General features: G+C 60.5%; 12 protein-coding genes and 1 pseudogene. 11 read left to right on the forward strand and 2 right to left on the reverse strand.

Annotated elements, in window-relative coordinates; genetic code table 11:
• The first annotated feature begins 81 nt into the window (after positions 1–81).
• From HDG39_RS31765 to HDG39_RS31815, 11 genes and pseudogenes are all read left to right on the forward strand, one after another.
• Positions 82–1,671: a fatty acyl-AMP ligase gene (locus HDG39_RS31765; protein ID WP_184011834.1), complete on the forward strand. Its 1,590-nt coding sequence runs from the start codon at positions 82–84 to the stop codon at positions 1,669–1,671.
• Positions 1,672–1,686: 15 nt separating this feature from the next.
• Complete coding sequence (locus HDG39_RS31770; protein ID WP_184011836.1) at positions 1,687–2,613, forward strand: acyl-CoA desaturase; 927 nt, start codon at positions 1,687–1,689, stop codon at positions 2,611–2,613.
• Between the two features lie 8 nt (positions 2,614–2,621).
• Positions 2,622–2,924 (forward strand): acyl carrier protein, encoded by a 303-nt coding sequence (locus HDG39_RS31775; RefSeq protein WP_184011839.1) that lies wholly within the window; start codon positions 2,622–2,624, stop codon positions 2,922–2,924.
• On the forward strand, positions 2,917–3,813 hold the full coding sequence (locus tag HDG39_RS31780) for a class I SAM-dependent methyltransferase (RefSeq protein ID WP_311667900.1): 897 nt from the start codon (positions 2,917–2,919) through the stop codon (positions 3,811–3,813). Before HDG39_RS31775 ends, HDG39_RS31780 begins: the two co-directional genes overlap by 8 nt.
• 5 nt (positions 3,814–3,818) lie before the next feature.
• Positions 3,819–4,526 carry a 4'-phosphopantetheinyl transferase family protein gene (locus HDG39_RS31785; RefSeq protein ID WP_184011841.1) on the forward strand — a complete coding sequence of 236 codons (708 nt, stop codon included), beginning with the start codon at positions 3,819–3,821 and terminating at the stop codon, positions 4,524–4,526.
• The gene (locus tag HDG39_RS31790) at positions 4,526–5,365 is read left to right on the forward strand and encodes an alpha/beta hydrolase (protein ID WP_184011842.1); all 840 of its coding nucleotides are present in this window, start codon (positions 4,526–4,528) and stop codon (positions 5,363–5,365) included. The genes HDG39_RS31785 and HDG39_RS31790 overlap by 1 nt, the downstream gene beginning before the upstream one ends.
• Before the next feature lie 16 nt (positions 5,366–5,381).
• On the forward strand, positions 5,382–5,801 hold the full coding sequence (locus HDG39_RS31795; protein ID WP_184011844.1) for a styrene oxide isomerase: 420 nt from the start codon (positions 5,382–5,384) through the stop codon (positions 5,799–5,801).
• Positions 5,798–6,751: a fatty acid desaturase gene (locus HDG39_RS31800; RefSeq protein WP_184011846.1), complete on the forward strand. Its 954-nt coding sequence runs from the start codon at positions 5,798–5,800 to the stop codon at positions 6,749–6,751. The genes HDG39_RS31795 and HDG39_RS31800 overlap by 4 nt, the downstream gene beginning before the upstream one ends.
• Positions 6,752–6,926: 175 nt before the next feature.
• A pseudogene (locus HDG39_RS31805) lies at positions 6,927–7,631 on the forward strand (Tn3 family transposase); the annotation flags it as partial.
• Between the two features lie 352 nt (positions 7,632–7,983).
• Entirely contained in the window at positions 7,984–8,631 is a 648-nt protein-coding gene (locus HDG39_RS31810; protein ID WP_184011905.1) for a response regulator, read from the forward strand.
• A 142-nt stretch (positions 8,632–8,773) separates the two neighbouring features.
• The gene (locus tag HDG39_RS31815) at positions 8,774–9,805 is read left to right on the forward strand and encodes an Acg family FMN-binding oxidoreductase (protein ID WP_184011848.1); all 1,032 of its coding nucleotides are present in this window, start codon (positions 8,774–8,776) and stop codon (positions 9,803–9,805) included.
• 235 nt (positions 9,806–10,040) lie between these two features.
• Here HDG39_RS31815 and HDG39_RS31820 read toward each other — a convergent pair whose 3' ends face one another.
• Together HDG39_RS31820 and HDG39_RS31825 are read right to left on the reverse strand one after the other, a co-directional pair.
• Positions 10,041–11,030 carry a zinc-dependent alcohol dehydrogenase family protein gene (locus tag HDG39_RS31820; RefSeq protein WP_184011850.1) on the reverse strand — a complete coding sequence of 330 codons (990 nt, stop codon included), beginning with the start codon at positions 11,028–11,030 and terminating at the stop codon, positions 10,041–10,043.
• 2 nt (positions 11,031–11,032) lie between these two features.
• Positions 11,033–13,129, reverse strand: a complete 2,097-nt coding sequence (locus HDG39_RS31825; protein ID WP_311667895.1) for a hybrid sensor histidine kinase/response regulator — start codon at positions 13,127–13,129, stop codon at positions 11,033–11,035.
• Positions 13,130–13,178 lie beyond the last annotated feature (49 nt).

The raw sequence follows: 13,178 nt of genomic DNA on the forward strand, positions 1-13,178 counted from the left end.
CGAACGTGACTCAGTCGTTGAGATGGCGTCGATCGGCGCAAATAAACAGCCTCTGGCTGCATGAGTGAGGCGACAACCTGCTTGACGCGCGCCGAACTCTGCCTGACTTATGGACAGCTGTTTCGCCGCGTGCAGCAATTGGCGTCAGATATAAAACGCCACATTCCGGCTGGTCAGCGCGTATTGCTAATCTACCCTGCGGGCCTCGAGTTCATTTGCGCCTTCTACGCCTGCGTCTTGGCGGATGTGGTTGCCGTGCCGCTGCCGCTGCCGAAGGCGGACGACAAAATGCAACGGCTCGCGCATGTCATCCGCGACTGCGCGCCAGCGGCCATATTGTCGCAAACGGCGACTCTTGATCAAGTTCGCGCGTTACTTCCTGATCCGATGCAGGCAACCGTTGTCGCCACGGATATCGCATTTGAATGCGAGCAGACAATTGTCTCGCCGTGTAACGCAGATCTTGAGGTCGCATTTCTGCAATACACATCAGGCAGCACCGGAAATCCGAAAGGCGTTATTGTCGGTCATGACAACCTGCTCGCCAATCTGAAGCAGATCGAACGCGCGTTCGGTCATACGCGCGATAGCTCGGGCGTTATCTGGTTGCCGCACTATCACGACATGGGACTGATCGGCGGCATACTGCAGCCGCTTTTCGTCGGTTTCCCCGTCACGCTGTTCAGCCCCATTTCATTCGTCCAGCGTCCTTTGCGATGGCTTCAGGCCATTCACAAATACCGTTCAACGACGAGTGGGGGGCCGAATTTTGCCTATGACCTCTGTCTCGCTAAGGCGGACAGCGCGAAGAGCTTGGGACTGGATTTGAGTAGTTGGGCTGTCGCCTTCATCGGGGCCGAGCCGGTCAAGGCCGACACTCTGGATACATTCGCAGCTGCCTTTTCCGATGCTGGCTTCAGGCGATCCGCCTTCGTGCCCTGCTATGGACTAGCAGAAGCGACGTTATTGGTCGCCTCGGCGAATCGAGAGCGGCCCGCAGAGATCATCGAATCCACCGACGCCCGTATTTCCCGCACGCAGAGGTTCGCGCTTACCGCGAAAGATCGTCTTGTTTCGTCCGGCGTTGCGGCGGAGGGCACCGATGTGCGTATTGCACGTATCGACTCGGACGATCTGAGCGAGGACGGAGAGGTCGGTGAAATCGTAGTCCGGAGTCCCAGTGTTTCAAGTGGTTACTGGAACCGGCGTACCGATGCGCCGCACGGGGGTCATCCACTCTCTATCCGCACCGGCGATTTGGGATTCCTGCTGGACTACCAGCTTTTTGTCACGGGCCGATTGGTCGATCTGATCGTCATCAGAGGCAGAAACATTTTCCCGGAAGATATTGAGGCGACCGCCGAACAGGCCGAGCAGAGGCTCGCTCACGAATGCGCAGTGGCCTTTTGCGTCGAAGGCGATTCGGGCGAGGAAGTGGTGTTGGTGCAGGAAATCAGCGCCCGGACCTTGCGTTCCGTGGACTTGCGCGAGACACGAGAGCTCGTTTCGCACTTGGTTCTACAACACCACGGCGTCTGCCTGTCGGATTTTGTCCCTGTGAAGACTGGAAGCCTTGCGCGCACAAGCAGCGGAAAGATCAGCCGCTCCGCAACTCGGCAGTTGTACATGGCCAGAAAGCTTCAACCATTGACAACGTCAAAACTCGACTGAGGGAAATCAAAGATCATGGCGAAGATACTCATCGACAACCCCGTTCTGGCGCGCTCACAGCAACGTGTCGCGTTGATGACGGTCACCGTGCCGATGCTTGGCGCGGTTGCGGCTCTCTACTGGGCATTAACGCGCGGAATCAGCGTTACTACCGTCGCTGTCTGCGTTCCACTCTATCTACTGACTACAGCCGGATTGACGGTCGGGTTCCACCGTCTGTTCACTCACAAGTCGTTCAAGCCGAACGTTCCCGTCAAAGCCGTACTGGCGATACTGGGAATGATGGCTGCGCAAGGTCCGTTGCTATTCTGGGTCGCGAGTCACCGCCGCCATCACGCGTTCAGCGATACCAGGGACGATTGCCACTCCCCCTGTACACACGGCGCCGGGCTCTCGGGAACGATCAGGGGACTGTGGCATGCGCACTTCGGATGGATGCTTAAGACGGAGGTGACCAATGTCCCGATGTTTGCAAGGGACATATTGCAGGACGACCTGGTCATGTTGCTGAACCGCTACTACCTTCTGTGGGTCTTGCTTGGCTTGGCGATACCGGCTGGCGTGGGAGCGATCAGCCCCGGCGGTTGGGAAGGCGCCATGGAGGGCATTCTCTGGGGTGGGCTGTTCAGGATTTGCTTCGTTCATCAGATCACTTGGGGCTTGAACTCCCTCAATCACGTGTTCGGGCGCCGCAGGTACAAGAGCGAAGACAACAGCCGCAACATCGGCTGGCTCGCGCTGATCACGATGGGCGAAGGCTGGCATAACAATCATCATGCGTACCCTGGTTCGGCACGGTTTGGACACGCATGGTGGGAGCTGGATATCGGCTACGGCTTGATTCGCTTGCTCCAGCTCTGCGGCCTGTGTACCGACGTCTGTCTGCCCGATCGCAATGCACTAGCAAAAAAGCAAGCCGCCTCCTTTTCCAACGTTAACTAAGATTTACTATGCACGATACCAACGCATCCATCGGACCAGCTATTCCGAACGAGAGCATCACGCAAGCCCAGCTGGAAGAATGGTTTGTGTCATACATCGCCGACCTGCGCGGCATGAAACGGGAGAAGATTTCCCGCACAGTTGTCCTGAGCAAGTACGGCCTCGATTCGGCCTCGGCGGTCGCGTTGAGCGGAGACTTGATGGATTGGCTGAAGTGCGACGTTGATCCCACGTTGCTTTACGAGTATCCGACGATCGAAAAAGCGGCCGCTTACCTAATGGAACGACATTCGGAGGCTCGCCGTGGCTGACAACCTGTGCTCCATTGTCCCGTCTTCTGCGGGCGCCTCCGAGCAAGCCATCCAAGCCCACTATGACGTCAGCAACGATTTCTATGCGCTATGGCTTGATTCATCGATGGCGTATTCCTGCGCGCTGTGGGACGACGAAGACGCCGGCGACACGCTGCATCTCGCCCAATTGCGCAAGTTCGACTATCACCTGAGTGAAGCGCAAGCCCACGGCAAGGCGCGTTTACTGGACGTCGGATCGGGCTGGGGGGCACTGCTCGAACGCGCCGTCACGCATTACGGCGTTGGACACGCGGTCGGCCTGACACTGAGCCGTGCGCAGGCGGATTGGGTTGCTCAGTCGGCGTCCGAGCGTGTGTCGGTGCTGCTGGAGAGTTGGGCCGATCATGCGCCCGAGGCGTCCTACGACGCAATCGTCTCGATCGGCGCCTTCGAGCACTTCGCCAAAATCGGGCTACCCAAGGCCCAAAAAATCGAAGCGTACCGACGCTTCTTCAAGTGGTGCCACGAACACGCGAGCGACAACTGCACGCTGTCCCTGCAGTCCATCGTTTACGAAAACTACGACGAGCAAAATCCGAATCCGTTTGTCGAAGAGATATTTCCGGAATCTGAGCTTCCGCGCCTGTCGGAAATCCTGGCTGCGTGCGAGGGCCTGTTTGAAGTCACCCGGATGCGCAATGATCGGCACCACTACGCAAGAACGCTCCAGGTGTGGTACGCGAACCTGCGCAAGCACCGCGACGAGGCGATTGCGCAGGTCGGCGAAGCGGTCTACAAGAAGTACGAAAAGTATCTGGGCATATTTGTCGTGGGATTTCACACGGGAACAGTCAATCTCGCTCGCCTGACCGCGCGCAAGATCGCGTCCCCGAGCGTGGCACGATAGCTGCGATGAAATGCCATTCATCACTCGGTCCTATGCGGCCCGGGCATGTCCATGTCTGGGTCGTCCCGCTGCGCGGCCGCATTCTTCCGGGAATGTTCAGGGATGGCCTGACGCATAGCGAGCGACGGACAGCGCGCAGCTACGTGGATGCCGCCGCCCGGACCGGATATCTGGCGTCCCGCTTCGCCGGTCGAAAGCTGGCATCGCACTATACCGGCGAGCGGGGGCGCGATATCGAACTGCGCAAGAACGAAACGGGCCAGCCACGGCTGGTACGACCGCGCGGAAAACGCCGTTACCCCGTTCATGTCAGCGTTTCACATTGCGTGCACAGCGTGGCGCTGGCGTTTTCTCGCACCGCGCGCATTGGCGTCGATATCGATTCGATCAGAGATTCACCTGCCTTCTCGTTGGCGTTGACTCGTCATTTCCAGGCGTCAGAACGTGCGCTGACTTCGCCGCTTCAAGTCTGGGAGTGCTGGACGCGCAAAGAGGCGCTCCTGAAAGCGCTCGGAACCGGGCTCCAAGGGCTGGCGACGCTACCGCCCCTTCCTTCCGACGAGAACATTGTGCATGTGGAACATGCTCGTTGGCTGGTGGTTTCGCTGCCTCCCCCGACCAACTGCGCGCTGGCCTGCGCTGCGGAAGGCGGCCCTTGGAACGTGACGCTGTTCGCGCTGGACTCATTCACCAGGTTTCTTCGGAGACGCTAATGCAACTCAAATTCTTCCGATTGCTTTTCGCTCTTCTCGACGCGCTTTCTCCGCGCTTAGCCGCGCGCTTGGCTGTTTCCGTCTTCTACACGCCGCGACGTTATCCAGCAGCGAAGTGGGAGAGTACGGCGAGCGCATCTGGCAAGCCGGATAGTCTCCGGTTCGACGGCGAACATCTGGACGCCACGATCTGGGAAGGCAAGGGTCCCACAGTGCTACTGGTTCACGGCTGGCAAGGACGGCGCGGCCAGCTCGGAAAAATCGCACTCGAACTGCTAGATAGGGGCTACCGGGTCGTGACTTTCGACGGGCCGGCGCATGGCTCGTCAGCCAAGAAGCGGACGACCCTAGTCGAATTTTCCGAGGCCGTCGAGCACGCAGCCCGCGGATACGGTCCGCTTCATGGCATCGTCGGACATTCGTTCGGCGCGGCAGCCGTTGCGATCGCCATGCGAAAAGGCGTTCAGGCGCAGCGGGCCGTGCTGATCTCGTGCCCGTTTTCGCTGCGGCACGTGGTTGGCGGCTTTGCCCGATTCGTCCGATTGCCGGGACGCTCGCACGAGAAGATGTACCCGATTATGCAAGGCCTCCATCACTGCGCGGAGACCGAACTGTCCTTCGATACTATTGGCCCCGACTTGCGGACGCCCTGCCTGCTGATCCACGATGAATCCGACAAGTACATCCCCATCACCGATGGCGAGAAAGTCACACGCAGCATCGCCGGTGCCGAGTTGGTCCGCACCCGAACCTTGGGACATATGCGCATTTTGCAGGACGAGCGTGTCGTGCAACGGGTCGCCGATTTTGTCGCCCAGCCGGTCTGCCAAACTTCGTGACAGTCTAGGCAACTCGATGACAATAACTCAATCGGAACAGATCTACCTGAGCTCGGGTCTGGTGCTTTTTTGCGCAGGCACGCTGCTGGGCATTCCCCACGGGCGCTCGAAACGCCGGGGTGACGCAAAGAACACCGAGCTTTGGCGAATCGCGCATCTGTCCACCTGTGTCGGTGGCGTTTCCGTGCTTGCGTTGGCGATGGCGCTACCACGGCTTTTCGGCGGCGACGCCGGCTACATCTTGGCGCCGTTCGCCCTGTCGGCGTACTGCTTTTTCATCGCGTGCACGCTAAGCGGATGGCTCAACAAATCCTGGGATGACGACCGCAGTGAACCTGGCACCGCGCCAGTCTATTGGCTACAGATCGCTGCTTCGATCTTGTCCGTCATTGCCGTGTCCGTCACCTTACCCATGTTGATCTGGAGCGTGCTGTGACAAATGACACAACCTTCGATCATGGCGAAGTCATTGTCCTGCGTGGACGCGCTTATCTGGGACGTATCGCCTACTTTGGGCTGACTATTGCACTCGTCCTGGCCGGCACCGGCGTTGCCATTCAACGCCTCGCCCTGTCGCCATGGGACGCTCTATACGTGTTACCGATTGCGTTTATCGCCACCGCGCTCGGTGCGAACACGGGCTATCACATGTACTTCGTGCATCGGTCGTTCACGACAACGCCGTTCGTTCGCGGTTTTCTGGCCATGGTCGGCACGCTCCTTTGCCAAGACTCGATCGTGCAATGGGTAGCCAATCACAAGCGGCACCATCGTCATGTCGATATTCCTGGCAAAGATCCCCATACGCCTAGACGATTTGGCCGCGGGCGTGTGACGGTGCTAACCATCGGATTATGGTGGGCGTCGATGGGATGGAAGTTCGACCGAGTGCTGACGGCAAAACGGTTCTATGCGAGCGACTTGCTGGACGACCCGCTCGTGCGCTGGTACGACAAGCACTTCGTTGCCCTGTCATATGGCGGCTTCGTTTTGCCGTTCCTACTCGGATGCATCCTTGGCGGGGTCGACCTCGGGGTGAAATGGTTTGCCTACTTCGGGGCACTACGCGTTTTCATCGGGTACTTCTTCACGGAATTTGTGGTCAATGGTCTGTGTCACGCAGTCGGATCCGCCAAATTCCGGACCGGGGGGGCGTCGACCAATTTGCCGTTCCTGTCTCCGCTGACCCTTGGCGCCACGCTGCATCACAATCATCATGCTTTTCCGCGTGTACTGTCGCCGGCGATCGACCGCGAAATCGATCCGATGAAGCAATTCTACTGGCTGCTTCAGAGGCTGGGGATCATCGTCATCGCTCCCGGCCCGACGTCAGATCAAATTCAGGAAAAGCGCATTTCAATTGACAGGTGCATCAAGAAACTCTGATGGCTTTGTTGCAGTAAGACTCAACGAGCGAGCGGAATAGATATGCGACGTACTTATATTGCGAGATCGTAGAATTTTTCAGCGGCGGACGAATGGGTCCGCGAGCACATTGCATCTGTCCTTATATCGAACGCCTTGACGAACTTCGCCGGCATCAACTTTACCTGCTGGCCCATCGCAAAGCGGTCCGGTCTTCGGTCTGTCGTACGTGGTGGGTATCAACCTGATGCCGCGCATGCGCAACATCAAGGATCTCGTGCTGTACAACGCTGACCGGCGGCGCAAATACAAGCACATCGACAGCTTGTGCCGTCAGGCGATTGACTGGGCACTGATCGAACGTCACTGTACCGACATGATGCGCGTTGCAGTGTCGATCAAGGCAGGCAAGATGACGCCGTCGACGATCCTGCGCCGCCTAGGATCGGAGAGCACGAAAAACAAGCTCTACTTCGCATTCCGGGAGCTGGGGCGCGTGATCCGGACGCTGTTCCTGCTGAAATATCTCAACGAACCGGACCTGCGGCGCACGATTCACGCGGCGACCAACAAGAGCGAGCAGTTCAATGACTTCGCTCAATGGCTGATGTTCGGTGGCGAGGGCGTGATCGCCGAAAACGTCCGACACGAGCAGCGCAAGGTGATCAAGTACAACCACCTCGTCGCGAACATGGTGATCCTGTACAACGTGCAGTGGATGTCGCGCAAGTTGAAGGAACTGCAGCAGAAGGGGCATCCGGTCGATGCCGAGGTCCTCAAGGTGCTGTCGCCGTACCAGCGCGAGCACATCAACCGGTTCGGCGACTATCTGCTGGATCTCTTGCGCTCCGCCCCACCGCTCGATCCATCGATTGATTTTGCATTCAAATCAGCAGCTTAGATTGAGATGTGGCGGATTTTTAATGATTACCGGCCAAGCCTCGTCCTTCCGCCTCGTTCAGGAAACGCTGAATAAGGTCGCCGCCATGCGAAGGCGAAACACGGCCGAAGTGACATCTCACACAAACGGCCCGACTGCCCGCCGCGGATGGCGGATAATGGATCGAGAACGAGACGCCGATCGCAAGACAGTCGGAACCAGCGGTCACGAAATGCCGTTCGGATTGATCGGCGTGCGCGAACACGCGCCGATGCTCGGCGACTCCATGCGGATCGATACCGCGCAAAGCGCGGACTTCGCGATTGCGGTCAGGTTTCCCCTGGCAATGGATGCAACCGGGAGAGATCACCCCATGATCAAGGTGTTGCTGGCCGACGACCACACGCTAGTACGCGACGGACTGCGCCATATCCTGCAGCAGGCGAGCGGCTTCGAAGTGGCCGGCGAAGCTTGCGACAGCGCGACGACGATCGCGCTAATTCGCGCGACGCTGGCCCACGTGCTCGTGCTCGACCTATCGATGCCGGGGCGCAATGGCATTGAACTGATCAAGCAGATCAAGGAGGAAAAACCCGGCCTGCGGATTCTGGTGCTGACGATGCACGCCGAGCAGCAATACGCGGTGCGCGCGTTCAAGGCGGGCGCGTCCGGCTATCTGACCAAGGAAAGCGCGAGCGCGGAACTGGTCGGCGCGGTGACGAAAGTCGCGTCAGGGGGCGTTTATGTCAGCCTCGCGATGGCCGAACGCTTTGCCCAGAACCTGAACGAGCCTGCCGACGCGCTGCCGCACCAGCGGCTGTCCGATCGCGAATTCGACGTGTTCCGGCGCCTGGTCGAAGGCCAGAGCATCACCGAGATCGCCAACGAACTATGCGTCAGCGTGAAGACGATCAGCACGCACAAGACGCGCATCCTCGAAAAAATGCAGATGCCGAACGAGAACGGGCTGGTTCGCTATGCGATCCGCCATAAGCTGTTCGACGACGAAAACGACCTGTAGCGCTTCCCCGCTGCGAGACCCGCGCAAAGCGTACGCGAGACATCTGAAACGTCGACCTGCCACAAACCGGCCACGGTACCCGGCGATACGATGACGACACGAACCGCGTGCTCGCGGGAACGATCCGAAAGGAGACTTCGAGATGAACGATGCCGCCCAATATGACGCGTGGGAAATCGGCGAACCGCACTTCCACGCCTCCACGCCACTGGAACAGCAGCTGCGCTTTGCGCTGCATTATGCGGTGCTCGCGCCGTCGAATCACAACACGCAACCGTGGCGGTTCATCGTCGACGGCGAGACCGTACAGATCTGCGCCGACCGCATGCGCGCGCTTCCCGTGGTCGATCCTTTCGATCGCGAACTTCTGATGAGCTGCGGCGCGGCGTTGCTCAATCTTCGCGTGGCGCTGTGCCGTCTCGGTCTCGCTTATGCGATCACGCTGTTTCCATCGGAAGCCGACCCCGACATCGTGGCGCTCGTGAGCGTGTCGCGCGACGGGCCTCGCGATCCCCACCTGCACGAACTCTTCGAAGCGCTGACGGCGCGCGTGACCACGCGTGCGCCGTTCGTCGACGAAGCCGTTCCGGCGGTACTGCAACGCAAGCTCAGCGACGCCTGCGACGACGAGGGCGCGATTGCCTGTTGCGTGGAGCAAACGACCGCGCGCGAGGCGCTTGCGCAACTGATCGCCGACGCCGATCACGCGCAGTTCGCGGACCCACGCTTCCGGCGCGAGCTCGCCAGCTGGATCCACCCGCGCCGGCGCGACGATGGCATGCCGGCTTACGGTACCGCCGTCGGAGCATTGCTCGACTTCGCGGCGCCGCTCGTCAGCCTGGCCGTCCGCGTATTCGATGTGGGCGCGGGACAACCCGCTACGCATCAGCACCTCGTGCAAGGCTCGCCGCTGATGGTCGGCATCGCCACGATGCGCGACGACCGAGAGGCATGGCTCGCCGCGGGACAGGCGCTCGAGCGGATGCTGCTGGTCGCGGCATCCGTGGGACTGACCGCTTCCTACCTGAACCAGCCGATCGAAGTGGACCCGCTGCGCGAGCGGCTCCGGACGCTGCTGGGAACGGAGGCGATTCCGCAGCTTCTGCTCCGCGTCGGCCGCGGCCCGCGCGTCAGTCATGCGCCGAGGCGGCCGCTGGCCGATGTGGTGTCCTGACACGCGTGGAAACTGTACCGATGGGCCCGTGATGAAGGTCGCGCGACAGGCATACGACGCCGGCATGCGCGATCCGTCAGAAGAATCGCCATGTCATGCGCTACCCCAACGCCGCCACATGCTGCATGCACTGGAACTCAGCACTTCGCGATGGCCGCGCTTGAGCGAACGCGGCCAGCAGCAATATTCAAGCGGAAAAGCAGCGCGTTGCCTCACCTCAATGTCGGTTCGCGGGCTACACCGTTACCACGATCTTTCCGAACTGCCCGTTGGTTTCGAGGTAGCGGTGCGCGTCGACGATGTCGCCGAACGCAAAGGTGCGATCGATGACCGGCTTCAGCGAGCCGCTTTCGAGCCCCTTGAGCACGAACTCCACCGCGGCCTTTCGGCGCGTCGGGTCGCCACTCGTCAGCCAGATGTTGTGCGCCTTCACGGAAATCATTTTGGCGATCATCTGCAGCACGGGCAGCGTCGTGGCACGTTCGTCTAGCGCGCCATACAGGTACGCGATCCCCTGGAAGGACAGCGCCGAGACCAGTTTCGCGAAGTTCGGGCCGCCGACTGGATCGAATGCGACGCGAGCCCCCTTTCCATCCGTGATCCGCATGATCGCTTCGACAAGGTCCGACTCGTCCGTCACGACCACGTGTGCGGCACCGGCGTCGAGCAACTGCTGTCGCTTGCCAGCATGGCGCGTGACCGCGATCGACGTCGCCCTCGCGTAATTCGCTAGCTGGATCGCTGCCAGTCCAACGCTGCTCGAAGCGGCCGGTATGACGACATAGTCGCCGGTGCCCACCTTTGCATCTTCGATCAGCGCGCCATATGCGGTGACGAACATCATCCACACCGACGCGGCCTCGGCGAAGGAAAGAGATTTCGGGTGCCTGACGACTGCATGGTCCGGCACGATGATGACTTCGCCGTAGGTGAAGTACCGATTCATCGAGAACGACGGGATCACATTGACCTCGTCTCCGGGCGCGAAACCGCCGACGCCCTCGCCCACCGCGTCGACGATGCCGGCCGCCTCGTACCCGAGCCCGGCCGGAAAGCGGACGGGCTCGATGTACCGGTCGGTGCGCCACATCGATTCCGCGCGATTGAGACCGATCGCTTTCACGTTGATGCGAACTTCACCGCGGCCGGGGCCGCGGACCGATTCGTCGACGAATCGAAGCACTTCGGGCCCACCGGCCTCGGCAAACCTGACAGTCCGTGACATCACTACCTCCTGGATGGACTGATGGTAGAGCACTGCGAAAACATTCGCCTGATGATCGCGAGCAGTTCTTCGATATCGACGGGTTTGACGAGATGACTATCACACCCCGCCCCCGCAGAGCGAGTCACGTCCTCGGGCTGTCCGTATCCCGACACGGCGACGATTTCAAGGGGCTTGCCGGCTGCCTGACGATCCCTCAGCCGACGCGCAACCTCATAGCCGCTGATTCCCGGCAGACCAAGATCAAGGAAAACGATCTGCGGGTCGAAGGCAGCGGCAATCTGAAGCGCTTCTTCCCCGCTGTGCGCGGTGCGCACATCGTGCGCGTCGAGAATCATTGCGAGCGACAGCGCGGCATCGCTGTTATCGTCGACGATCAGAACACGCAATGGATCGGACGGCGGTCGACCTGCTTCGGCACCGTCCTTCGCCTGCTGGTTGCTGCCCTGGCAAACGGGTAGACGTATTTCGAATTCACTGCCTCTGTTCTTGCCTTCGCTCCTGGCGACAATGGTCCCGGCGTGCATCTCGGTCAGCGTCTTGCACACCGAGAGCCCGATCCCAAGACCGCCCCTGGACGGCTCGCCGTGGCAGGAGCCCTGTACGAACAGATCGAACACGTGAGGCAGTGCGTCGCCCGAAATACCCGTGCCCGTGTCCGACACGGTAACGGATACTTCCTGGCCGACGAGCGTCGCGCATACCACGATCCGGCCACCATCGTCGGTGTATTTGATCGCGTTATCCAGCAGATTGGAAAATGTCTGGGTGATCCGCGCCGGGTCACCGTGGACGTACACCGGGTGCGCGAGCGGCAGACGCACGATGTCGTGATGCCGCTGCAACGCCCCCGGCATCGTGATCTCCAGAGCGTGGTCGAGTGCCAGCCTGATATCGAAGACCTCGCGCTTCAACTCGATCTTGCCGGTGGTAATTCTCGATACATCGAGCAGGTCGTCGATCAGATGCGACAGGTGGCCGGTCTGGCGTTCGATCACATTCCGCAGCCACTCACGTTTGGCGGGATCGGCTCCCGCGCTGTTGCCTAGCAGATGCGCGGCGTTACGCACGGGCGCCAACGGGTTGCGCAGCTCATGCGCGAGCGTGGCCAGAAAGATGTCCTTGCGGCGATCGGCGTCCCGCAATTTCGCCTCCGCATCGGTCCGCTCCGTCACGTCGCACAAGCTGCCAATGAACGTGTAATCGTCCTGCTGAACGGGCGAACGCAGATACCCGAACATTTCGACGGTCCTGAGCGCGCGGTCGCTTACGCGGTGCAGCCGGAACGCGACATGCACCGGCTCGCCGGAGACCAGCCGGGACTGAAAATGGCATTTCAGCAGTTCGGCATCGTCCGGATGAACGACCGACGTCATGAACTCGGTTTCCGTCAACGGCCCCCTCGCCTCGGGCTGCCCGGTGATTTCGTACATCTGGCGGTTTTCCCACACGCCTTGTCGCGAGGCGCCACACCACTCGAAGATGCCGATACCGGCCGCGCTCGTCGCGACACGCAGCCGCTCCTCCGTGAGCTTCAGCGCGGTCAGCGCCGTGTGCAGGCTGTCCTGCGCCGCCGCCACCTCGGCTGCCTGACGTTGCATTTGCGCCTCGATGGCGTTTTCGATCATCGCGCGAAACGTTCGCTCGACGATGTCGTGTGCTCGCATGTGAACGTCGACGGAAGCCGCAACCGGACCGAAATACGCGCGGATCTCGTCTTTCAGAAAGTGCTGCATCAGATCGATGTTGCGAAACAGATCCGTGACCCGCCAGCCCTTTGGCCAGAACCTGCCGGGGTGCGCGACAGCCACATGCGCGGATAGTGACGCGTCGCTCTCGGCGACCAGCAGGGCGGCGCATACTTCGGCCAGCATATAGGCAAAACAGCCACTGAGTCCCTGCCCGCTGTCCGCATCGGTGTACGCGCCCTGCTCCGAGGTCTCGGCGATCCAGCGATGCATCAATTGCTCACGGGTACGCCCCAGCCTGCGCGCCAGCCCGTTTAGCGTGATCGCGCCTCGGGAATCCAGATCGAGATCCCGATTCATCGAGGTACCCCCGGACGAAAGCTGTGTGCCCGCGATGCCGTCCTGGACCACCGGCTTGTGTCAGTCAACCTCTTTGTCATGGACCGTTTTAGTAGGTTAC

The sequence above is a fragment of the Paraburkholderia lebeckiae genome (assembly GCF_014201005.1).
GTDB classification, from domain to species: domain Bacteria; phylum Pseudomonadota; class Gammaproteobacteria; order Burkholderiales; family Burkholderiaceae; genus Paraburkholderia; species Paraburkholderia tuberum.